Raw genomic sequence first — 21,935 nt, 5'->3', positions numbered from 1 at the left:
GTCCGCCGCGCCGACACACTCTCTCCAATTGGACTGGGGGACACGACACGCATGCGTTAGCATCTGCGTATGGATGCAGATACTGCGATCTGTGGGCGCGAGGTCGACAGCCAATACGTGGAGCTGGCGGTCGAGGTGTTCTCGATGCTGGCCGACGCCACACGGGTACGGATAGTCCTCGCTCTCCGAGATGTTGAAGAGCTGTCGGTGAACCACCTGGCGGACATCGTAGACAAGCCGCCGTCGGCCGTCTCCCAACATCTGGCGAAGCTGCGCCTGGCACGCATTGTTGCGACCCGTCAGGACGGCCAACGAGTTTTCTACCGGCTGGAGAACGAGCACGCCAGGCAGCTCGTGTCCGATGCGATCTTCCAAGCCGAGCACTCCTTGGGAGGGGCGCCGCGCCACCATCACGCACAGACCGAGGAACAGGCATGACCTCCCCCCACACGCACGAGCACGAACATCCGCACGACCACGACCATCAGCACGAGCACCACGGTCACGGGCACGAGCACGAGCACCACGGTCACGGGCACGAGCACAACCACCACGACAGCCATGACCATGAACACGGGCATGACCATCCACACGGTGGGATAAAGGGCTTCCTCTACGACCTATTCGTGCCTCATACGCATGATGCCGCCGACTCAGTGGATGACGCCTTGGAAGCGAGCAGGGCGGGTGTGACTGCGGTCAAGATCTCGATGTTCGCGCTACTGGGGACGACAGTTCTGCAGTTCGTGTTCGTGCTCTTCACCGGATCGGTCGCCTTGCTGGCAGACACGATCCACAACTTCGCAGACGCCCTGACTGCGGTCCCACTGTGGATCGCGTTCGTGCTCGGCCGTCGTGTCGCCACCCGCCGCTACACGTACGGCTACGGACGCGCTGAGGACCTTGCGGGCATGTTCATCATCTTCGTCGTAGCGCTCTCGGCGGTCGTTGCGGGTTGGGAAGCGATCGACCGATTCATCCATCCCCGGCCGGTGGAAAACGCGTGGTGGCTGATTGCCGCCGGATTGATCGGATTTGCAGGCAACGAGCTCGTGGCCATCTACCGCATCCGTGTGGGTCGCCGGATCGGCTCTGCGGCACTGGTGGCCGATGGTGTTCACGCTCGCCTCGACGGAATCACTTCGCTGTCCGTCGTGCTCGGTGCGATCGGAGTGATGATCGGTTTCCCCTTGGCCGACCCGATCATCGGCCTACTCATCGCCATCTCGATCCTGATCCTGCTGTGGGGCACCGTAAGGTCCGTCGGTGCACGCCTGATGGATGCCGTCGACCCTCACTTCATCGAGCGGGCCGAGCACGCGCTCCAGCACACGCAAGGCGTGACCGGCATTCAGGGCGTCAAGCTGCGTTGGATAGGACACCGTCTCATCGGGTCCGCAATCGTCACCACCGACAAGGTGGAACTGCATGAGGCCACGCACATCGCCGAGCACGCATCCGAGCACGTTCGCGGCGAATTGCGCAACCTCGACGACTTCGTCGTGACACCGACGCCAACCGACCGCTGAACGAAACCACTCAAGAGGAGAGAAACCCCATGTCCGTCGTCAAGATCAACGCCATCCACGTCCCGGAAGGACGCGGAGGCGACCTCGAGGCTCGCTTCGCGGGTCGCGACCATGCCGTCGGCCAACAGCCCGGCTTCGAGAGCTTCCAGCTTCTTCGCCCCGTCAAGGGCGAAGACCGCTACTTCGTCGTCAGCACCTGGGACAGCGAGGACTCCTACCAGGCGTGGCGCGCGGGCGAGAGCGGTGCCCACCACGGCGGACCCAATCCGGTCGCCACCGATGCCGACCTCCTCGAATTCGAAGTGGTCGACCTGTAGGCGTTCTAATGCAGCAAACAAGCTGACTCATGCGCCGCGCTTTCCCGATTGACGGTCGCGCGGCTCAGGGGACTCTACGAGCGCACTAGACGTGCGATGGCGTCGGAGGCTTCCTTGATCTTCGCCTCAGCATCGTCACCGCCGAGTTTGACGGCGTCGCTGACGCAGTGTTTGAGATGGTCGTCCATCAGGCCGAGCGCGACGGATTGGAGGGCGGAGGTGAGCGCAGAGATCTGGGTCAGGATGTCGATGCAGTACTTCTCTTCATCGACCATCCGATAGATCCCACGCGCTTGCCCTTCGATGCGCTTAAGCCGGTTGAGGTAGTTCGACTTGTCGGTTATATAGCCGTGGTCGGCATGTTCCTCGTTGTTCATGGTCGAAGTTCCTTCGGGTTCAATGCTGCGCGGCGCTGAGGCAGCGGCAACAGTGGCATCACGCTCGCCCGTCCGACACGAAAAGTACGAAACCAGCGGAGCGAGCCGCCCGCGGCCAGCGGCACTGAGATCAGGTTACCGACTCATGGGCTCCTGGCGTTCCGGGTTTCGCCGGGAAGATGTCGCGGTAGAGGTCGCCGCCGAAGCTCGTCGGAAGCGGGTCGCCCTCGATCAGCCGGAACGTACGCTCGCGTTCTGCTCGCAAGAAGTAGGCCTCTGTGTCACCGACGAAGCCGTGCGCGAGGTCGTACAGATGCGTGACATAGGCGACACGAATGCCCGACTCCAGCAGAGCGTGCACGATCTGCCGCGCGATCTCGGACCCTTCGCGCTCGTTCGTCGCGGCGAACGACTCGTTGAACAGCATCAGCGCGCCCGGCTGGATCTGCATCACCACCTCGTGCATCCGCGCAAGTTCCTCGTCGAATTTGCCGCTGGCGAGTTCGACGTCTTCCTCGCGCTTGAAGTGCGTGTACACGCCATTCACGACGGTGGCGGACAAGGACTTCGCCGGCACGAACATGCCGGCCTGCATCATCAGCTGGGCGAGACCCATGCTGCGCAGAAACGTGGACTTGCCGCCACGGTTGGCACCCGTGATGACGACCAGCCTGTGGCCGCCGGCATCGACCGTGTTGCCGATGATGGGGCTGCCTGAGCTCACGAGCGCGAGGCTGACGTCGTACAACTCGTCGCACGAGAACTCATGCCGCTCGGCGGGAACCGGCAGCGGAAAGCCGGTGTGCAGACCGCGGTCTTCCAGTGCGTGCGCAAGGTTCACGCATCCGAGGTAGAAGCCGAGCTCCCTGCGCATCATCACGAAGAAGCTCAGGATGTGGTCGGTGGAGCGGGCCAGCGCATCGGCCACCAGGTTGAGGCCCTTGCCGCGCATCACCGTCAGCGCGTTGGCGCCGGCCTCGTCGCGCTCTGCGATGCGGAACGACGGCGTGGGGTGCGTGAACGACTCCCACTTCTCACCCAGTGTGCGCTTCCCGTGCTCCGGCCGACGCAGCACGATCGCCGATGGCTTGCCACCGTGGTCGAGATGGGCACCGATCAGGATGCTGCCTCGGAACCGCAGCCGTCGCAGGTGACGGTCGATCTCCTCGAAGTAGGCGTCGTCGAGCTCCTGAAGCGTCATCGTGAAGAACCGGCGGAACCCATCGGAGGCGAACTCGTCGCCATGCTCGGCGGCGATCGCACGCAGAGTGCGCAGGAGGGAGACAAAGATCTCCAGTACCTGCACGGCATGGCCGAGGATCGCACTCGGGTTTCGATCGCTCAGCCACCCGTACACCTTGCGCTGACGGGTGATCGCGTCGACGGCGATGTCGTACAGTTCGCGAACGATCTCTTCGTTCCGCAAGCAGTCCTGCAGAACCGCCTGCCGATAGCGGATGTCGTCGACGCTCGTCAGCGATTCGAGAACCACACGACGCGCGGTCTCGGCGAGGAACTTGTCGTCTGCGGCCATCGCCTCGATCACGGGATCGAGCTCGAGGTCTTCGGTGAGTACCTGGGCGTTCAGCGGCGGTCTGGGTTCCGTCGGCAGGGCGCGATCGGGAAAGAGCAGGTAGGTCTTCATGGTCATGCTCCCTTCTCGACCGGGTCGAGTAAAACCCGCGACTCCGATTGGGTTCCCTCGATCGACTGCCTGACCTGCGCGTTCCGGAGCCGGTACTTGTCGGCGAGAGCGAGGGCGTAGGCCAGCCCGTCCGCCGGGCGCCGTTCGAGTTTGAATGTGCGCTTGGTCGGCTCAGCAGGATCGACCGCGGCGACCATGCTCACGGTCGTGTCGCTGAGGGTCGTGAGCTCGTCGACGAAGGTGACACAGACGGCGAGGATGTCCCGTTCGATGATCTGCTTCAGCACCGCAGTACCGAGCAGGATCGAGTCGTCGAGCGTGGTCGAGTTGAAGATCTCGTTCATGATGACGACGCTGTCGCTCGTCGCCGCCTCGAGGATCTTCCGGATGCGAACCAGCTCGTCCTCGAGCTTGCCGCGCAGATTGCTGATGTCCTCCTGCTTCTCGTAGTGCGTGAACAGCGCGTCGAACAGGAACAGCGACGCTGAGGAACCGGGCACCGGCAGCCCGAGTTCGGCCAGCCAGTGCAGTTGGCCGAACGTGCGCGAGAACGTCGTCTTTCCGCCCTGGTTCGCACCCGTCACCACGATCAGCCGTTCGGGTTCGCGCAGTTCGAAATCGTTCGTCACCATGGACGCCCGGTGCCTGTCGAGCTTCTCGGCCAGGGTCGAACGTGTGCTGCGCGGAGACCGCTTTGGAGGCCGACACCCGGGGCATGCAGAACTCCAGGCCGTCCTCCACCATCGGTGCGAGGTGCTCGAGATACGAGAGATAGAACTGCAACTCCCGGTCGACCCGTGCGACCGTCGGGTCCAGGTAGGCGGCAGGCTCGGAGCAGGCGTACTCCCGCACATACTGATCGAGTGCCGCGAAGACGTGCTGGTTCTCCTCCCCCACCAGCCGCAGCACGCCCTCCTCCACGCGGTCCGCGTCGACGTAATCGGTGTACCGCACCCGGTGATCCTTCACCTCGCCCTGCTTGAACCGGGCGAACGTCGCCTCCACCTCAGCGCTGTAGTCCGGCTGATCGGCGAACGGCGCCACCTCCACTCGCAGTCCGTCGATCCGAACCGTGAAGTGGATCTCATCGAGGCGCGATCGGATATCTGCGGCGCGTTCGACCGCCTCCGTGAACGCCTGCCCTGTGACGAGTGCATCGAGCCAGTCGCGCAAGGCGAGCATCCCGGCGGACCGCAGCGGGACATCCTTCAGCGCCCGGGCGAAATCGCGGACGGCGCCCTGGTGCGTGACGATGGCCGAAAGCACCCAGAACGGGCGCTGCTCCCGCGCGAAGAGCCTGGACGCCTGGACGAAACGTGCTCGGTGCAGCCGCATGCCCTCTGCGAATTCCGCTGCCGCATGATGCACCGCCGGATGCGCGAGGTCCGTGTACACACCTTGCCGGTACTCGATCACCTCGCTGTCGCGGACGGCCGTCCAGTAGATGGGCGGCAACTCGTATTCCTCGCGCGAAGCCGTCAGCGTCTCGACGATCTGGTCGAGGCCGAGGTCGCGGAAACACTCCGGTTCCTTCGTCGCGAACGGTGCGCTGACCCGGTTCGAGCCGGGAAACAGGATGCTCTCGAACATCACTTCTGCTCCTCTCATCCGCTCCGAGGTCGGTCGGTGCGGGGAGAAGCCATCAGCGGTTCGTTCCGCGGTTGCGGCGAGCTTCATCGCCGTGTTCCACCAACCAGTGTGCCCGAGAAGCCGCATTACCGCCACCATGCGGTACGTGCGCGCCGAGTGTCGGTAGGCTGATCGAACGGCGATGGATCCCGCCGGGGCGCCGATGCCTGAACCGCACCAACGCTGATGGTTCCTACCCCCTTGAAACGGAGGTAGACCATGTCTGGGAACAGCGTGGAGATGATCGTCGAGATCCCCGCCGGCTGCCGCAACAAGTACGAGGTCGACCACGACTCCGGCCGCGTTCGGCTGGACCGCACCCTCTACACATCGATGGTGTACCCCGCCGACTACGGTTTCATCGACCACACGCTGGCCGACGACGGCGACCCTCTCGATGCCCTCGTGCTGCTGGACGAGCCGACCTTTCCCGGCGTCGTGGTGTCGATCCGCCCGGTGGGTCTCTTCCGCATGGACGATGAGAACGGACACGACGCCAAGGTGATCGCGGTGCCGGACGGCGACCCGCGCTGGGCGGAGATCCGCGAGATCGGCGACGTGCCGGCCATGACCCGTGACCGCATCGCGCACTTCTTCACCCACTACAAGGAGCTGGAACCGGGCAAGTTCGTCTCGGTGCACGGCTTCGGCTTACGCCGCGACGCCGAAGTGCTGCTGCACGACGCACAGCAGTCGTACCGGTACGGCGACGTCTACGAGAGCTGACCGCACCACCGCTCCACCAGCCACAGCCAGCGATGACTCGAGAACGAGGATGCCCATGCCGGACGACGACGAAAAGCTCACCCCCGACGCCGAGGCAACCAGGCCCAGCCCGGAATCCGGTCCGGAGACACCGAACGGTGACGAGGAACCGGACTCACAGCGCTGGCTGACGTCAGGCGTCGTCTCGGTCGGGGCAGCGAGCTTCTTCTCCGACTCCGGGCACGAGATCGTCACCAGCGTCTTCCCCGCCTTTCTCACCGGCGTACTGGGCGGCACAGCCGCGTCTCTCGGCGTGATCGAGGGCGTCAGCGACGCCCTGGTCGGAGCAGCGAAGGTGGTCGGCGGCCCGCTCGCGAACGATCCCGCGAGGCGCGGCCGGCTCGCCACCGGCGGCTACCTGATCACCGCCATCGCCACGGCCGCGATCGGTCTTGCGACCGCGGTCTGGCAGGCCGGCCTGCTCCGTGGCCTGGCGTGGGCGTCGCGCGGCATCCGTTCCCCCGCCAGGGACTCGCTGCTCAGTTCGATCTCGAATCCGCGCGCATTCGGGCGATCGTTCGGCGTCGAACGAGCAGGCGACAACCTCGGCGCCGTCGTCGGGCCGCTCGTGGCCTCCGTGCTCGTCGCCTGGCTCGGGCTGCGGCCGTCGATCTGGTTCGCGTTCATTCCGGGCATCCTCGCGGCCCTCGCCATCACGTTCGCCGGAAGGGAAGCCCTTCGGCGACACCGAAACCGCGTGCGCACCCCCTTCCGCCTCGACGTGAAGGGTTTACGCGCGGCGGGCCTCGCCCGGCCGATGCTTCCGGTGCTGCTCTTCGAGTGCGGAAACCTGGCGACCACTCTGCTGATCCTCCGCGCAACGGATGCCCTCAAAGCGGACGGTCTCGCGGCCGCCGCATCCGTCGCCATCCTTCTCTATGCGGCGCACAACGCCGTCGCGGCCCTCGTCTCCTTCGCCGGCGGAGCGTGGCTGGACCGGATCGGCCCGCGACCCGTGTTCGCGATGGGTGCGGGCGTCTACGTCGTGTCGTACCTGTTCTTCGGGCTCGACGTGTCGGCCTGGCCGCTGCTTCTCATCGGATTCGTGCTCGCCGGAGCCGGCATCGGCTTCGCCGAGACGGCCGAGTCCGCACTGGTGGCGCAGGCGCTCCCCGACCGCCTGCGCGGAAGCGGGTTCGGCGTGATCGGGGGAATCCAGGCGATCGGCAACATCGTCGGAACCGTGGTCGCGGGCATCCTGTATGCGGCGGTCTCCCCGGTCGCCGCGTTCGTGTATGCCGCAGCGTGGATGCTGCTCTCCGTCGCCGCATCGGTGCTCTTCACGCACCGCACGTCTCCCGGTGTGGGATCTGATGCGAAGAAGAATCGTTCAGAGTGAGCGCATTTCCTGGCGTTCAGCATTGGAGCCAACGCCGACGACTCATGATCGTGTTGACATTGAACGCCGCTCTGATCCTCGCTCTTGTCACGGTGGGACTGTTCGCGCACTCGGTCAGCGTGCTTGCCGCCGCGGGCGACACCCTGGGCGATTGCCTCGGTCTCGTCATCGGGCTGATCGCCGTGTCACTTCGGGACCGAAATCCCGATCATCCGCATGCTCAACGCCCGATCGCAATTGCTGCTCTCGTGAATGCGTGTCTGCTGATCATCGTGGCAGTATCCGTTGTCGTCGAATCCATCGTGAGGCTCGCGGAGGGCATCCCAACGGTGTACGGGCTGCCCGTCGTCGTCGTGAGCGTGATCACCGTGGTGGTGATGCTAGTGGGTGCCTCAGTACTCGGCTTCGCGGCGTCAGACGAAGACATCCACATGCGATCGGTGCTCCTGGATGCCCTAGCCGACGCCGCAGCTGCCGCAGGTGTGACGATTGCTGGCGCGATCATCCTGATCTCCGGCGGACTGTATTGGCTCGACCCGGTGCTCGCATTGGCCATCTCTGCGTTCATCGGGATCGCCGCAGCCCGACTGGGCTTGAAGGCCATCGGTGCCCTGCGTGGACGAGCCGCGGAATTCCATGACAACTAGACGTAGACCCGGCCCGATCCGACGAAGGATCCATCACACCCGAGCGCCATCACAGGGATGAGCCCACCCAGAGACTTCCGAAGCCGACCGCGACGGTGACGATGAGCACCGCGAAGCCGTTGGTTGCCGCCATCACGTATTCGCGTTCCTGCACGAGCCTCATCGTCTCGATGCTCGCCGTGCTGAAGGTGGTGTACCCGCCCATCATCCCCGTGCCGAGCACGAGGACCCACGGTGGCGGAAGCAGAGCGTGCAGTGTGAGCCCGGTGAGGAAGCCGAGCAGGAGTGAACCCGACACGTTGATGATCGCCGTTCCCCATGGGAACACCGATCGCACGCGCGATCGCACCAGCCCGTCGACGACGAACCGCAACGCCGCCCCGACGCCGCCGGCCACGCAGAGCGCCGCGAAGACTGCCGGTGTCATCGTCCCCGTCTTCCCGGCAGCGCACGCCACCGCTGAATCTCCGCGCCCACGGCGATCCCGGCGAAGGCTGCGGCGGCACCGCCGATGACGCTGAGCATGCCGTAGACGATTCCGACCCACGCGTGGCCGGCGGTGAAGGTCTGCGCCACGCCGACCGCAAGCGTGCTGTACGTGGTGTATCCACCCATGAATCCGGTGCCGACGAGCAGCCGCAGCATCCGGCGATGCCCCTCGTCGCGGCCGAGGTGAAGCAGCGTCTCGAGCACCACGCCAAGCGCGAACGCACCGGTGAGATTGATCAGGAAGATCGCCGTGGGAAACGCACCGGCCGCGGGTATGACGAGACTCAGCGCCTCCCGCACACCGGTCCCCGCCGCTCCGCCGAGTGTGACGACCCCGATGTATCGCCAGCGCAGGTGCACGGGGCGTGGGCGTTCGGGTCGGTGCGCATCGGCCACTTCGAGGTCGCTGTCGACCGGAAGCTCGTCCGTGATGGTTCCTGGGTCGTCGTTCAGAGCGGATGCCTTTCCCTTTTCGCCGCTAGCGCAGCCCGTATCGAAGCGACGGCTCGCGCCGGGCGATGTGCAGCAGACGGTTGTACTTCGCGACCCGCTCGCCTCGCGCCGGCGACCCCGACTTGATCTGGCCAACGCCGGAGCCGACAACCAGGTCCGCGATGAACGTGTCCATCGTCTCCCCGGAGCGGTGCGACACCATGCACGCCATGTCGTTCTCGCGCGCAGTGGCGATCGCGTCGAAGGTCTGACTCACCGTGCCGATCTGATTCACCTTGATGAGTGCAGCATTCGAGTAGCGCTTCTCCGCACCGTCCCGGATGCGTGCCGGATCGGTGACATACAGGTCGTCGCCGACGAGCTGCGTCGTGTCGTGCACTCGCTCGTACATCAGCTGCCACCCCTCGAAGTCGTCTTCGGCGAAGCCGTCCTCGATGCTCCAGATCGGGTAGTCGCCGAGCAGGCCATCGTAGTAGTCGACGAGCTGTCGCCGGTCGAGCCGCCTACCTTCGACCTGGTAGCTGCCGTCGCCCAGATAGAACCCGTTGGCGGCGGGATCGATGGCGATCTTCACGTCCTCCGTGCTGTAGCCGGCTTCCACGATCGCCGCCAGCAGCAGGTCGAGAGCTTGCACGGGGCTGGACAACGCCGGCGCGAAACCGCCCTCGTCGCCTAAGCCGGCCGTGCCGAACTTCTCACGCACCGCACCCTGAAGCGTGTGGTAGATCTCCGACCCCACACGCACGGCCGCCTGCTCCGAAGAAACACCGACCGGAGCGAGCATGAACTCCTGGAAGTCCAGGTCGTTGGCCGCGTGAGCGCCGCCGTTGAGAACGTTGAAGTGCGGCACGGGAAGCAGCGGCTGCGAGCCGGTCTGGCCCGCGATCCAGGTGTACAGCGGAACGCCGGCGATGTGCGCGAACGCCCGTGATGCCGCCATCGAGACGGCGACGACGGCGTTGGCGCCCAACCGCGAAAGGTTCGACGTGTAGTCCAGCGATCGGAGCGCATCGTCGAGATCACGGATGCTCGACCAGGCCGTTCCGGTGAGCATCGCAGCGATCTCGCCCTCGACACCCGCCACGGCGTTCAACACGCCGCGTCCCGAGTATTCGACTCCTTGGTCACGCAGTTCGACTGCCTCGAACGCTCCCGTGGATGCACCGGCCGGCGCGGCCGCCGCGTGCACGGAACCGTCGTCGAGCGTGAGGGCGACAGAGATTGTCGGCCATCCGCGAGAGTCGAGCACCTGTTCGGCCTCGACGGACCTGATGGTCAATGCCTGACTGGGCATGGGTCACCTACCTCGACTCGTGGAGAGTTGCAGTAGGAGTCATCGGCCAACGTGGCGGTTGGAGCGACTGGTCGACTCAGTGCTCGGGTGGGAACCCCATCACCCAGTTCTTGAGGCTACACGACGAACGTTCTTAGGGCGGTGGTAGCAACAGCACCCGTCGCCATGGCAAGGCTGCCGACCTGTGCGAGCATGCCGTGATTCGGCCGAGCCGTGCTGGCCCGCGCCTTGCGGCTTCCAACCGACCTACGACGACCGGGAACCCAGCAATTCCTTGACGAGTGTGCTCACCCGTTCCTTGATCTCGTCCCGGATGAGACGCACCTGATCCGCAGGCTTGCCTGCGGGATCGGTGAGTTCCCAGTCGTCGTAACGTTTGCCGGGGAAGATCGGGCAGGCGTCGCCGCAGCCCATCGTGATCACGATGTCGGCGTCACGTACCTGGTCAGTGGTCAGCAGCTGCGGGATGGTGCCGGTGATATCGATACCGTCTTCCGCCATGACCTGCACGGCGACCGGGTTGATGGTGTCGCCGGGTTCGGAACCTCCGGAGAGGACCTGAACAAGGCCGCCGGAGAGCGCGCGAGCATAGCCCGCGGCCATCTGGGAGCGACCCGCGTTGTGCACGCAGACGAACAGGATCGTGGGTGTCTCAGGCATGGCGTCCTCAGTCTCGAATGGGGGCCGGCCGCCTGGGCATGCCTCGGCGACCGGCAGAGGGTCAGCAGCAGCCGGGCTCGCAGCAGCCCTCTTCGGGGTCACAACAACCGTTCATCATGGTTTCCTCCTTTCATCGACATCTGTCGATTCATACAGTCTGCGACCGAACATCGATGACTGTCAATCTTGTGCGAGACTGGGAGCATGTCCATCGCCGAGCCGCTCCCGATCCGCGACCTGCAAGCGTGTTGTGCCCCGCTCACGCGCGAGCCGATCGACAGCGCACATGCGGAATCCCTAGCCAAGTCCTTGAAAGCGCTCGCCGACCCGGCACGACTCCGCCTCCTGTCGATGGTGGCCGCGCACGCCGACGGCGAAGCATGCGTTTGTGACCTGACCGACCCGCTCGGGCTCGTCCAGTCCACGGTCTCCCACCACGTGAAGGTTCTGGTGGACGCCGGCTACCTCACGGTCTCCAAGCGCGGCACCTGGCACTATTACCGTCTCGTACCGGGTGCCCTGGACGCCGTGTCCAGCCTTCTGACGACGGTCTGATGACCGGACGGCATCCGCTCTGGCGCTCATGCGTCGCCGAGCTGCTCGGCACCGGCATGCTCACCCTCGCCGTGGTCGGCTCCGGCATCGCCGCCAGCCAGCTATCGAAGGATCACGGCATCCAACTGGCCATCAACGCGTCCGCCACTGGGCTCACGCTCTACGTGATCATCGTCGTTGTGGCGCCCGTCTCCGGCGCCCACCTGAACCCCGTCGTGTCACTGGTCGACGTCGCACTCGGAAGCCGACCCTGGAAGCACCTGGCCGGTTATCTGCCCGCGCAACTCATCGGCGGCGCGCTCGGGGTGATCCTGGCCAACACGATCTTCGGCAAAGCCCCGGTCTCTCTCGGCACCGCCGACCGCCTCACGGTCGCACATCTGGCTGCGGAAGTCGTTGCGACGGCGGGACTCGTGCTGGTGATCTTCACCCTCGCGCGTGGCCCGCAGCACCGGACGGTACCCGTCGCCGTTGCCGCCTACATCACTGCCGCGTACTTCTTCACCTCCTCAACGAGCTTCGCCAACCCCGCCGTCACACTCGGGCGGATCTTGACCGACACCTTCACCGGAATCACACCAGCCTCCGCGCTCGCATTCCTGCCCGCCCAACTCATCGGCGCCGCGGTGGGCGCCGCCTGCGCCGTGATGCTCTTCCCGTCGCGCCGCGTCGTCAACGACGGCAGTCGCGCTGGGTTCGATCGTCACGAACGAGGCGTGCAACTCCCCCGGCACACGGGTAGCCCCATTGCTTGACGTGCAGTGGCCAGGTTTGGTCTACACAGACTGCACACTCCGCGCGGCGATGGATCGCGAGGAGAGGTCGTGGCGAGCAGCGCAGGCCAGCCGTCGTGCCTCGGCTACACGCTTGACGGCGCCCACGCCGACGAGCGATATCTGTACCGACGGCGGGTTCGCTGATGAGCCGGATTGCCGACGCCGAACTGAGCCTGCATTTCGGTCGTCTCAGCGGGGACATGGCCTACAAGCTGAACGCGCTCCTGGCGATACTCACAGTGGTGACCGGATCGCCACGAATTGATGGCGGATGCTTGAGAGCGTGCAGAGCCGGAATCGAGGAACGCGAATGCCAGATGACGAAAGGGCATCAGGCCGACCGACACTGATCGTCGGCGTGGTGCGCGAGCAACCGGACGACGTCGTGCGGCAGGCGATCCGCTTCGCCGAACTGCTCGGCGCCTCCCTCGTGCTCGCCACCGTGGACCCCACCCGCTACACGACCGGGCGCAACCCGGATGGCAGCGTCTCCGCGTTCGCCATCGACCCGGACTCGGACGAGCCGATCACCGAGGAGTTCGACTCCGAGTTCGCCGAGCACCTTCGCCATCTGCTGGAACCCACCGACGTCACCTGGAGTCTGCGCGCGCTCGCCGGCGACCCCGCGCACGAACTGGCCCGCCTCGCCCACGAACTGGACGCGGTCGCCATCGTGGTCGGCACACGCAAACGAGGACTTCGAACCACAGCGCACGAGTTCTTCAACGGTTCCGTCGCCGTGCACTTGGCACATCGGCAGCACCACCCGGTGATCATCATCCCGCTCGACCCCGTCGCGCACGGTGAGCGACTCCCCTGGGAGTAGCTGGCGAGATCCATTCCTCCGGGTGACCGTGGTCGCGGACCGAGTGCCCTCACCGGCACGAACAAGCCCTATTCCACGTGAATAGCCCCTGATACCCTGCCTGGGTATAGGTCGATGGCGCGCTGTATCCATGGCGGCCTGACACGAGGAGACACGATGGTGCTACTTGGTGTGGCGGTGCTTCTCCTGCTCGTCCTCTATGGCCTCTCCTCCGGGGTGCGGATCTCGCACCGCGTTCTGTGCCGCGAAGCCTTCATGTCGGGTCTTCCCGTGAGAGAGCACGCTGTCTCACGGTTCCATGTGCGCTGGTATCTGATTGCGATCGTCTTCGTGGTCTTCGACATGGAGATGGTGTTCATGTATCCCTGGGTTCTCGTCGTGCGTGAAACCGGTGCCGGATCCGTCGTGGAAATGTTCGCGTTTCTGGCCGTTCTGGTGGCCGCGGTCATCTACGCATGGCGTGAGGGCGTGTTCAGGTGGACCTGACCGCTGTCCTGCTCAGGCTGCCCGTTCCTCGAATATTCGTGGTGAGCGCTCCGGGTTCGTCGGCCCTGCGATTGGCGATCGAGCGGGAGACGCGGGCGCGGGGCTGGGTCGAGGCGCTCACCCCGGCGAACACGGACATCCTGGTCGTCTGCGGCGGCGACGGTAGCTTCCTCGCTGACTCAACCGAGCAGATCTGGCGGCAGGTGCCGTGCCCTCGCGCATACGTCCAGGTGACTACCGCGCGTACGCTTGCCCAGCAGCTCGACGATGCTCAGGCGGCTCTGCGCGACGTGGCCGCACTGCGGGAGGATGCTGAACGCCACGAACACTTCCACGACCGCGAGACCGGCGGTCATGAGATGGACATGGGCGGCACCGACCACGGCGACATGGGCGACATGGATCGCGGTGGCATGGGCGACATGGATCACGGCGACATGAGCATGAGCATGGACGTGCCTGGCGGGATCCCGATGGCCGACCGCGGGAGTGACCGCGACGGACTGAAACTCGATCGATTGCATGTCGCTCTCGGACCCGCGCTGCCGGACTGGCCCACCGGGCTCATCGTGCGGCTCGTGCTTCAGGGCGATGTCGTGCAGGAGGCAGAGACAGAGGCGATCGGGCTTCCGGTCGGATCATCGTTCTGGCTGGAGGCAGAACGCGACGCCCTCGACCCCATCCGGGTTCACGCTGCGGCCGCGGCGGACTCCCTGCAGCGCTTCCTGAGCGTCGCCGGGTGGCGAAGCGCAGCCATGACCGGCCGCCTGCTCCGGGACGAACTGTTGGCATCCGCGCCTTCGACCGCGCATCCTCGTTTCGTTCGATGGATGCGAACGGTGCGTCGATCGCACACGCTTCGCTGGTCGATAAGCGGGCTCGGAGAACTCGGCCCCGACGCGCCTGTAGGACTCCGCGGCGACGCGTACTCACGGTCTATGCGCTGGCTCGACGAGATTGCTGCCGCGATCAAGGCCCGGGATGCGGACGGGCCCGCGGATGCGACTTGGGGGTCGCAGCGCGCAGAGGGTGCACGAGCCGTTGTCCGGATGCTGCCGTCCCTGCTCATCGGCCAGGAATTCGCCGGCGGGCGGTTGATCGTCGCCTCCTTCGACCCTGACCTGGAGACGCTGCACGAACTCGACGCGTCCGCGCGCATGCCTGCCGACGGGTCGGGATCGTGACGTCGCCGTGGAACGCGCTGATCGCCGTGAGCTTGCTCGGCGGCTTCTCGTATGCCGCGGCCTCGGCGTCTGTTCTGCTGCGACACCGGGCCAGCGGAGCGCGGCTCGCCGCGGCATGGTCGGCGCCGACCCGTGAAGGAGCGCGGCTGCTAGTGGCTCAGCGCAGCGTCGTCGTGGGTTCCGACAGGGCGCTTGCGCGGATCGGTTCCGCCCTTCTGCCTCTGGCCGCAATCATGGCCGTGCTGGTCGTGCCGCTCGGTGCTCATGCGATCAGCGATCTCTCCGTCGGCGTCGTCTGGTTCAACGCGATGGAGGTGCTCGCGTGGGCTGCGGTTTGGATGGTCGGGTGGGGTTCGAACGCACCGTGGGGTGTGATCGGTGCGAACAGGTTCCTCGCCCAGGGTCTCAGCTACGAGTTGCCACACATGTTCGCCCTGATCACGGTGGCCGTGGGCGCGAACTCCCTGCAGGTCAACCAGATCGCTGCCGCACAGCACGGGCAGTTGTGGTTCGCGTTGACGATGCCGGCCGCCTTCATCGTGTATCTGATCTCGATCATGGGATTCTCGTTCTGGGGCCCATTCGACCAGTCAGTGGGTCGCGACATCGTCGGCGGAGCGGCCTCGCAGCTCTCTGGTGTCGATCGGCTGGCGTTCTGCGGCGGCCGGTACCTGCTGTTGACCGTCGGCAGCGCGATGGCGGTGCCGTTCTTCCTCGGCGGCGAGGCCGGGCCATTGTTGCCTGGTTGGGCTTGGCTTCTCATCAAGACGGCGGCGGTACTGGCGGTACTGGTCTGGGTGGGGCACCGCATGCCGCCGATCCGGATGGAACGGTTCGCCGAGATCAGTTGGATGGTGCTGCTGCCAGCAACGATCGTGCAGGCCCTCGCGGTATCGATTTTCGTACTCGTGGGATGGATGTGATGCGGCCGTGATGGATGCGATTGCCTTCGGGGTGTGCTCGGTAGGATCCATTGCCGCGGGCATCACGGTGTTCCGTGTCGCTTCGATGGCACGGGCCACGTTCGCACTGCTCGCCTCGTTCGTGCTGGCAGCGGTCCCGATTCTGTTGCTGGGCCTGACCTACCTCGGTGTGCTGGTCATCCTGATGATGGTCATGGAGATGATGATCATGGTCGTCTTCATGCTCATGTACATGATGAACCCTGCCGGCCTGATGCCGATGAAGATGGTGCACAACAACCGTGTCTCGACGATCGTCGCTGCCGTAGTGTTCGTGGTTCTCGCGGTCGGCGCAACGGTCACGCCATGGCCGCACGGGGGACGACGCTCGAACGCCGATCCGACGAAGGCCCTGGGGCTGGATGTGATGGGCCCGCACATGCTCGTCATGGTGATCATCGGGCTCGTGCTCTTCGCGACGATGGTTTCCGCGATCGTCCTCGCTTCGGCCCGTGGACGATACGACAGGTATGGCGATGATCTGCGTGTCCGACCGCCGCAAGACCCCGTTCAAGGCGGACTCGGCGGTCGCCGGCGAGGCGGGCTGCAACGATGATCCTTTCGCTGTATCTGATCCTGGCGGCCGGCTTGTTCGCGGTGGGCCTGTACGGGCTGCTCAGCCAGCAGTCGATCGTGATGATCATGATGGGGATCGAGCTCGCCATCAACGGCGTCATCGTCGCGGCGGCCGCCGTCTGGTACTTCATCGTGCCAGGCAGTCCCGACGCGCAGACGGTGGTGCTCGTCGCGATGACCGCGATGGCCGTCGAAATGGGTATGGGCTTCGCGGTGACCACCGCCATCTTCCGCGCCAGAGACGTGGACATGGTCGACTCGGCATCCGACCTGAAGGGATGACGCGCCGTGCCCCTCGTTCTCCTGGTGATGCTGCCTGCGGCGGCAGCGGTCGTGCTCCTGCTGCGCGGCCGTCGAACGGATGCCGCCGCACCGGCCATCGCAGTAGCGGTCGCCGTGATCGATCTCGGCCTCGCGATCGTCGCGGCGATCGCCCGGCCGAGCGCTGAGGTGACGGCGCTGAACTCCATCCCAGGTGCAGTGGCCGTGGACGGACTCGCGGCGATCGCGATGGTCACGGTCGCGGCTGTGTTCCTGGCCGTGGTCGTCTTCGCGTGCGGCGACATCGGGCGCGGCGAGGCGCGGTCGCGGTTCTTCGGCACGATGCTGCTTTTCGTTGCCGCCATGTTCGTCACGGTGACGGCGGTGAATATCTTCACGTTGCTCGCCGCGTGGGAGATCATGGGCGCTACCTCATATGCGCTGATCGGGTTCTGGTGGAGCGAACCGGGAAAGGCGCGATCCGGGCTGATCGCGTTCATCACGACCCGGTCGGCGGATGTCGGAATGTACGTTGCCGCCGGGGCGGCGCTAGCGGCCGGAGCGGCCGGTCTCAACCTGGCGCGCCTTGATGAGGTTGCCGGTGGCTGGCGCGACATCGCCCTCGCCGGTCTTGCGCTGGCGGCGCTGGGCAAGTCGGCACAGTTACCGTTCAGCTTCTGGCTGTCGCATGCGATGGCCGGCCCTTCCCCGGTCTCCGCGCTGCTGCACTCGGCTGCAATGGTCGCCGCCGGCGGATATCTTCTGCTGCGCATCGAGCCCGGCATCACGGCGACCGGGTGGCTCGGGCCGGTGGTGGCGTGGATCGGCGCGCTGACTGCACTGCTGCTGGGCGCTGTTGCCGTCGCACAGCGTGATCTGAAGCAGCTGCTGGCCGCTTCGACCTGTTCCCAGATCGGCTTCATCGTGCTGGCCGCCGGCGTCGGCGGCGTCGCAGGCGGCGCAACGCAGTTCGTCGCCCATGCCGCCGTGAAGAGCCTGCTGTTCCTTGTCGCAGGTGCCTGGTTGGCCGCGCTCGGCACGAAGAATCTGCTGCGTCTGCGTGGCGCAGCACGCACCCACCCGGTCGCCGGTATCACGTTCACGGTCGGGGCGCTGGCTCTCGGCGGGCTTCCGCCGCTGTCGATCTGGGTGGCCAAAGACCAGATCCTCAGTGCGGCCCTGCCAGCATCTACGGCGCTCTACACCGTCGGCCTGGCGGCTGCGGCGCTGAGCGCAGCCTATTCGGCGAAGGCCCTGGCGGTCATCTGGACTCGACCGGCGTCGGTGGCTCCGCTCGATGTCCGTGCGGGGCGGATACCGGTCAGCGAGCTACTGCCGTTGCCCGCGCTGGCCATCGCGGCCACCGTGCTCGGCGTGTTGGGGGTGCCCCCACTTGCCGCAGCGTGGTCGAGAACGCTCGGCACGCCGGACGCACCCACATCGCCCCCCTGGGAGTTCGCGATGTCGGCCACGCTCGCCGTCACCGTCATCGTTCTCGTTGTCTGGTGGCAGCACCGACGTCTGACTCGCAGCGACGAACTCGTCGCCGATACCGCTTGGCTGCGCGACTGGCTCAAAATGGAAGCCGGCATCGACGTGATCGTCGTGCGTCCGATCCGCGCATTGTCCGCGTGGTGCTCCCGGTTCGACGACCGCGTTCTCAGTCAGGCCGTGACTACGGTCGGCAGCGCCGTGCTTCGGCTCTCCCGCGTCGTCAACGCCCGCCTCGAGTGGGCGATAGCCGCCGCCGTCGCATTTGTCGCCGATGGCGCTCGGAGACTTGCTACCGCTGCAGTGCGCCCGCAAACCGGCCTGCTGCATCAGTACTACGACCAGGCGATCGTCGGCATGGCCGTGCTCGTCGCAGTGTTCATTCTGATGAGGTGACCGTGCTCTCGATCATCGTGTTCCTGCCCGCGATCGTCGCGGCGCTTCTGCTGTTCGTGCCCCGAAAGCGCGTTCGGCTCTTCCCGTGGATCTGGGTTGCGACCTCGGCCGTCGACCTGGCGCTGATCATCGTGGCGTGGACCGGCTACATCGTCGGCACAGGCACGGGCTTCGGCTACGAAGAGAACGTCCGGTGGCTGCCGATGCTGGGCTCGGGATACCACATCGCGGTCGACGGCTTCTCACTGCCCATAGTTGCGCTCACCGGAGTGCTTTTCCTGGCCTGCGCGGTCTACTCGCTGCGCGAGCAGCGGCGCACACGCTCCTGGGTGATCCTCTTCCTCTTCCTGCAGACCGTGTCGCTGGGCCTGTTCGTCTCTCTCGACCTGCTGGTGTTCTTCGTCTTTTTCGACCTCTCGATCGTGGCGATGTACTTCATCATCGCCGGCTGGGGTCATCCCGGTGCGGCGCGCGCGGCTCTGCAGTTCTTCCTCTACACGTTCGTCGGCTCGCTTGCACTGCTGCTGGGTTTCATCGGGTTGTACCTGGCGAGCACCCCACACACGTTCGACATGGTGCAACTCGTGCACCAGGATCCGTTGAAGGGCGATCCCGTGGTCGCGGGAATCATCCTGTTCGCCATCAGCCTCGGCTTGGCCGTCAAGACCCCGACCGTGCCGTTCCATACCTGGTTGCCCCCGGCGCACACCGAGGCGCCCACTGCCGGCTCGGTGATCCTGGCCGGAATCCTGCTGAAGATGGGCACCTACGGCTTCGTGCGGATCGCGATGCCGATCCTGCCGCAGGCGTGGCGCGACTACGCCTTGGTCTTCGTGATCGTCGGTGTGGTCTCGGTGCTGTACGGCGCGCTGGTCGCTCTGGCGCAGACGAACCTGAAACGGATGATCGCCTACACCTCCGTCAACCACATGGGATACATCATCCTCGGGCTCGGGGCCGCGGGACTGGCAACCGGGTCCAACGTGCAAGCATCCGCCCTCGCGGTCAGTGGGGCGGTGACCCAGATGGTCAGCCACGGGCTCCTCACCGGCGCGCTTTTCCTACTCGCCGGAGTTCTGTATGCCCGTGGCGGCACGTACGACATCGGTGCATACGGGGGCTTGGCGAAAACTGTGCCGGTCTTCACCGGCTTGATGGCGGTGGCCGTGTTCGGGTCGCTCGGTCTGCCCGGGTTCTCCGGATTCATCGCCGAGTTCCAGATCTTCACCGGCAGCCTGGGCTCCGCGCCGGTTCCGACGGCTCTGTCCGTGATCGGGATCGTCATCACCGCGGCGCTTCTGCTCCGCATGTTCCAGCGCATCTTCTTGGGCGCGGGCCAGCGATCACATGACGAAGCACCTCCCGCCCCCCAAGCATCCATGAAAGATGTCTTCTCCCGGGAGTTCTTCGCCGTCGCACCGCTACTCGCGCTGTCCGTCGTGATCGGCATCCTGCCCGCGTTCCTCTTGCACGTCATCGATCCGGCAGCCCGCGCACTGGTCGCCCTGGTGGGTGGATGAACGGCATGCAGTCCGGGCAGGAGATCGACCTGACCGCATTCGTGCCCGAGATCGCGATCGCCGTGACGGCGGTCCTCGGCCTTCTGGCCGGCAGCTGGCTGCCCCGATACCGGCAGTGGGTAGTCCGGGCGCTCGCGCTGCTGGGCATCCTGGTCGCCGTGATCGCCACGATCATCTCGATGACGCGGGCGCCGGAGGCCACCGCTGCGGGAAGCTACACGATCGACGTGTCGCTGAATGCTGCACGCCTCGCCATTCTTGTCGGTACCGCGATCGTGATCGGGCTCGCGTCCGGCTCGATTGCCGCTGCAAAGCGGGAGTCCGAGTTCCACGTGCTGTTGCTGCTCGCCGCGCTGGGCACCATCGTGCTGGCCGGCGCCACCGACCTGCTGGTACTCGCCGCCGGATACCTGCTGGCCAGTGTTCCGCTCTACGCGCTGGTTGGATTCGCCAAGGACCGCCTGGGCACCGAGGCGACGCTCAAGTACTACCTTATGGGTGCTCTGTTCGGTCTGCTGCTACTGGCCGGTGTCGTGCTGTTGCTGGCGACCGGCGGCAGCACGGTCTACAGCGAGCTCAGTCGAAGCCTGCCGCGTGGTCCGACGGCAGTCGTCGCGACCGGGATGCTCATGTTGACCGCCGGCCTGCTGTTCAAGGCGGGTTCGGTTCCCGCCCATTTCTGGGTGCCCGATGCGATCGACGGCGCGACACCACCGATCGCGGCGTTCATCGCCACCGTGCCGAAGATCGGCGCCCTCGTCGCGTTGTTCCGCATCAGCACGGATGCCTTCGCGAACGTGCCGCTGGACTGGTCGCTCATGCTCGCGCTTCTGGCCGCGGCCACGATGACGCTCGGCAATCTGGCAGCCTTCTTCCAACGCACCGTCCGGAGGCTGCTGGCGTATTCGACGATCAGTCAAGTCGGCTACCTCATGATGATCATTGCGGCGTACGGTCATCCCACTCGGGCGCTTCCGAGCCTTCTCTACTACCTGCTCGCCTACACCGTCACCAACCTGGGCGCGTTCGCAGTAGTCGCCGCATTCGCCTCGCGACGCGGCGTCGACGACTACCGTGGCCTATTCCGGCGACATCGCTGGGTGGCGCTCAGCCTGATCGTCTGCCTACTCGGACTGGTCGGAACGCCGCCGACCGCGGTGTTCGTCGGCAAGCTGACCGCCTTCACAGCAGCCTTGGACGCCGGAATGGGTTGGCTCGTAATACTCGCGGCAGCCAACACCGTGGCCAGTGTCTTCTACTACCTGCGGTGGATCTTCGTCCTGTTCCAACGAGATCACGTTGGCCCCGAGGCTTCGGAACCCTCAGGGCCGACGGGGATGCCACGAACGGAAGCCGCAAGCATCATCCTCGCCGTGGCTCTGGGTGTGACCTCCATCGTGGTTGGACTCGTCGCCAACCCGGTTCTGGAGCTGCTGAGCAGCTCCAAGTGACGGATGCGCAGAACCTACGCGGCTGCGTACCTCGCGGGGTCGGCGTCGAAGTCGGGGAGGCATCCGGCGCAGCAGAACCAGTAGCGGGTCCCCTCGTAGTCGCGGTAGAGGCCGGCAGCCTCCGCCTCGGTCTTGACGACGATGCTTCCCTTCATCACCGGGCACTCGGCGAGTTCCGCGTTCGATGGCCCGAGCAGCGTCTTCTCGTCGGCGGGCTGAGTGTGCTGGTGGCCGTGCGAACCGTGGTCGTGCGAACCGTGGGCGTGGTGGTGGTCGGTCATGGGGGTTCTCCTTACTGGGGGGGTCT

General features: G+C 65.7%; 26 protein-coding genes and 3 riboswitches. Of the genes, 17 read left to right on the top strand and 9 right to left on the bottom strand.

Annotated features, from left to right (window positions below):
- Positions 1-69 precede the first annotated feature (69 nt).
- Positions 70-438 carry an ArsR/SmtB family transcription factor gene (locus H623_RS0106525; RefSeq protein WP_022900138.1) on the top strand — a complete coding sequence of 123 codons (369 nt, stop codon included), beginning with the start codon at positions 70-72 and terminating at the stop codon, positions 436-438.
- Here H623_RS0106525 and H623_RS22160 read toward each other — a convergent pair.
- On the bottom strand, positions 411-581 hold the full coding sequence (locus H623_RS22160; protein ID WP_245558922.1) for a hypothetical protein: 171 nt from the start codon (positions 579-581) through the stop codon (positions 411-413). The genes H623_RS0106525 and H623_RS22160 overlap by 28 nt on opposite strands.
- A 45-nt stretch (positions 582-626) precedes the next feature.
- On the opposite strand from H623_RS22160, the gene H623_RS18275 reads away from it, so the two are divergent.
- Together H623_RS18275 and H623_RS0106510 are read left to right on the top strand one after the other, a co-directional pair.
- Entirely contained in the window at positions 627-1,529 is a 903-nt protein-coding gene (locus tag H623_RS18275; RefSeq protein WP_026940009.1) for a cation diffusion facilitator family transporter, read from the top strand.
- Positions 1,530-1,558: 29 nt separating this feature from the next.
- Positions 1,559-1,846, top strand: a complete 288-nt coding sequence (locus H623_RS0106510; RefSeq protein ID WP_026940008.1) for an antibiotic biosynthesis monooxygenase family protein — start codon at positions 1,559-1,561, stop codon at positions 1,844-1,846.
- A 74-nt stretch (positions 1,847-1,920) separates the two neighbouring features.
- Here H623_RS0106510 and H623_RS0106505 read toward each other — a convergent pair whose 3' ends face one another.
- The 3 genes from H623_RS0106505 to H623_RS20925 form a co-directional block, all read right to left on the bottom strand.
- Complete coding sequence (locus H623_RS0106505) at positions 1,921-2,223, bottom strand: metal-sensitive transcriptional regulator (RefSeq protein WP_022900136.1); 303 nt, start codon at positions 2,221-2,223, stop codon at positions 1,921-1,923.
- A 130-nt stretch (positions 2,224-2,353) separates the two neighbouring features.
- Positions 2,354-3,874, bottom strand: a complete 1,521-nt coding sequence (locus tag H623_RS18270) for a MutS-related protein (RefSeq protein ID WP_022900135.1) — start codon at positions 3,872-3,874, stop codon at positions 2,354-2,356.
- Entirely contained in the window at positions 3,871-4,500 is a 630-nt protein-coding gene (locus H623_RS20925; RefSeq protein WP_051143099.1) for a MutS-related protein, read from the bottom strand. Before H623_RS20925 ends, H623_RS18270 begins: the two co-directional genes overlap by 4 nt.
- 994 nt (positions 4,501-5,494) lie before the next feature.
- A riboswitch (Fluoride riboswitch) is annotated at positions 5,495-5,558 on the bottom strand.
- 68 nt (positions 5,559-5,626) lie between these two features.
- A riboswitch (Fluoride riboswitch) is annotated at positions 5,627-5,700 on the top strand.
- A 16-nt stretch (positions 5,701-5,716) separates the two neighbouring features.
- Between H623_RS20925 and H623_RS0106490 the strand changes: the two genes are divergently transcribed.
- The 3 genes from H623_RS0106490 to H623_RS18255 are packed head-to-tail and all read left to right on the top strand — an operon-like array spanning position 5,717 to position 8,248.
- Positions 5,717-6,223, top strand: a complete 507-nt coding sequence (locus H623_RS0106490) for an inorganic diphosphatase (RefSeq protein ID WP_026940006.1) — start codon at positions 5,717-5,719, stop codon at positions 6,221-6,223.
- Positions 6,224-6,278: 55 nt separating this feature from the next.
- Positions 6,279-7,601, top strand: coding sequence for an MFS transporter (locus tag H623_RS18260; protein WP_022900133.1), 1,323 nt, complete (start codon positions 6,279-6,281; stop codon positions 7,599-7,601).
- Between the two features lie 44 nt (positions 7,602-7,645).
- Positions 7,646-8,248, top strand: a complete 603-nt coding sequence (locus H623_RS18255; RefSeq protein ID WP_022900132.1) for a cation diffusion facilitator family transporter — start codon at positions 7,646-7,648, stop codon at positions 8,246-8,248.
- Between the two features lie 49 nt (positions 8,249-8,297).
- Here H623_RS18255 and H623_RS0106475 read toward each other — a convergent pair whose 3' ends face one another.
- The 4 genes from H623_RS0106475 to H623_RS0106460 form a co-directional block, all read right to left on the bottom strand.
- Positions 8,298-8,675: a fluoride efflux transporter FluC gene (locus H623_RS0106475; protein WP_022900131.1), complete on the bottom strand. Its 378-nt coding sequence runs from the start codon at positions 8,673-8,675 to the stop codon at positions 8,298-8,300.
- Complete coding sequence (locus H623_RS0106470; RefSeq protein ID WP_245558921.1) at positions 8,672-9,133, bottom strand: fluoride efflux transporter FluC; 462 nt, start codon at positions 9,131-9,133, stop codon at positions 8,672-8,674. The genes H623_RS0106475 and H623_RS0106470 overlap by 4 nt, the downstream gene beginning before the upstream one ends.
- Before the next feature lie 82 nt (positions 9,134-9,215).
- Entirely contained in the window at positions 9,216-10,484 is a 1,269-nt protein-coding gene (gene eno / locus H623_RS0106465) for a phosphopyruvate hydratase (protein ID WP_022900129.1), read from the bottom strand.
- A gap of 26 nt (positions 10,485-10,510) precedes the next feature.
- Positions 10,511-10,597, bottom strand: a riboswitch (Fluoride riboswitch).
- Positions 10,598-10,730: 133 nt separating this feature from the next.
- On the bottom strand, positions 10,731-11,144 hold the full coding sequence (locus H623_RS0106460) for an arsenate reductase ArsC (RefSeq protein ID WP_022900128.1): 414 nt from the start codon (positions 11,142-11,144) through the stop codon (positions 10,731-10,733).
- 204 nt (positions 11,145-11,348) lie between these two features.
- Between H623_RS0106460 and H623_RS0106455 the strand changes: the two genes are divergently transcribed.
- The 11 genes from H623_RS0106455 (at position 11,349) to H623_RS0106405 (ending at position 21,628) form a co-directional block, all read left to right on the top strand.
- Positions 11,349-11,699 (top strand): ArsR/SmtB family transcription factor, encoded by a 351-nt coding sequence (locus H623_RS0106455; RefSeq protein ID WP_022900127.1) that lies wholly within the window; start codon positions 11,349-11,351, stop codon positions 11,697-11,699.
- Positions 11,699-12,454: an aquaporin gene (locus tag H623_RS18250; protein ID WP_022900126.1), complete on the top strand. Its 756-nt coding sequence runs from the start codon at positions 11,699-11,701 to the stop codon at positions 12,452-12,454. The genes H623_RS0106455 and H623_RS18250 overlap by 1 nt, the downstream gene beginning before the upstream one ends.
- A gap of 331 nt (positions 12,455-12,785) precedes the next feature.
- Positions 12,786-13,301: a universal stress protein gene (locus tag H623_RS0106445; RefSeq protein ID WP_022900125.1), complete on the top strand. Its 516-nt coding sequence runs from the start codon at positions 12,786-12,788 to the stop codon at positions 13,299-13,301.
- Between the two features lie 156 nt (positions 13,302-13,457).
- On the top strand, positions 13,458-13,787 hold the full coding sequence (locus H623_RS0106440) for an NADH-quinone oxidoreductase subunit A (protein ID WP_022900124.1): 330 nt from the start codon (positions 13,458-13,460) through the stop codon (positions 13,785-13,787).
- A 41-nt stretch (positions 13,788-13,828) separates the two neighbouring features.
- The gene (locus H623_RS18245; protein ID WP_211217975.1) at positions 13,829-14,971 is read left to right on the top strand and encodes a hotdog family protein; all 1,143 of its coding nucleotides are present in this window, start codon (positions 13,829-13,831) and stop codon (positions 14,969-14,971) included.
- Positions 14,968-15,894, top strand: a complete 927-nt coding sequence (locus tag H623_RS0106430) for a complex I subunit 1 family protein (RefSeq protein ID WP_022900122.1) — start codon at positions 14,968-14,970, stop codon at positions 15,892-15,894. Before H623_RS18245 ends, H623_RS0106430 begins: the two co-directional genes overlap by 4 nt.
- 10 nt (positions 15,895-15,904) lie before the next feature.
- Complete coding sequence (locus H623_RS0106425; RefSeq protein WP_022900121.1) at positions 15,905-16,489, top strand: NADH-quinone oxidoreductase subunit J; 585 nt, start codon at positions 15,905-15,907, stop codon at positions 16,487-16,489.
- Positions 16,486-16,791 (top strand): NADH-quinone oxidoreductase subunit NuoK, encoded by a 306-nt coding sequence (locus tag H623_RS0106420; RefSeq protein ID WP_022900120.1) that lies wholly within the window; start codon positions 16,486-16,488, stop codon positions 16,789-16,791. Before H623_RS0106425 ends, H623_RS0106420 begins: the two co-directional genes overlap by 4 nt.
- A 6-nt stretch (positions 16,792-16,797) precedes the next feature.
- On the top strand, positions 16,798-18,657 hold the full coding sequence (locus H623_RS0106415; RefSeq protein ID WP_022900119.1) for an NADH-quinone oxidoreductase subunit 5 family protein: 1,860 nt from the start codon (positions 16,798-16,800) through the stop codon (positions 18,655-18,657).
- On the top strand, positions 18,654-20,177 hold the full coding sequence (locus tag H623_RS0106410) for a complex I subunit 4 family protein (protein WP_022900118.1): 1,524 nt from the start codon (positions 18,654-18,656) through the stop codon (positions 20,175-20,177). The genes H623_RS0106415 and H623_RS0106410 overlap by 4 nt, the downstream gene beginning before the upstream one ends.
- A 5-nt stretch (positions 20,178-20,182) precedes the next feature.
- A complete protein-coding gene (locus H623_RS0106405; RefSeq protein ID WP_022900117.1) occupies positions 20,183-21,628 on the top strand; it encodes an NADH-quinone oxidoreductase subunit N in 1,446 nt (481 codons plus the stop codon).
- Between the two features lie 14 nt (positions 21,629-21,642).
- Here H623_RS0106405 and H623_RS0106400 read toward each other — a convergent pair whose 3' ends face one another.
- Entirely contained in the window at positions 21,643-21,909 is a 267-nt protein-coding gene (locus H623_RS0106400; RefSeq protein ID WP_022900116.1) for a YHS domain-containing protein, read from the bottom strand.
- Positions 21,910-21,935: the final 26 nt, after the last annotated feature.

The organism is Humibacter albus DSM 18994 (assembly GCF_000421825.1).
Taxonomy (GTDB): domain Bacteria; phylum Actinomycetota; class Actinomycetes; order Actinomycetales; family Microbacteriaceae; genus Humibacter; species Humibacter albus.
This window is presented reverse-complemented; position numbering and strand designations above follow the sequence as displayed.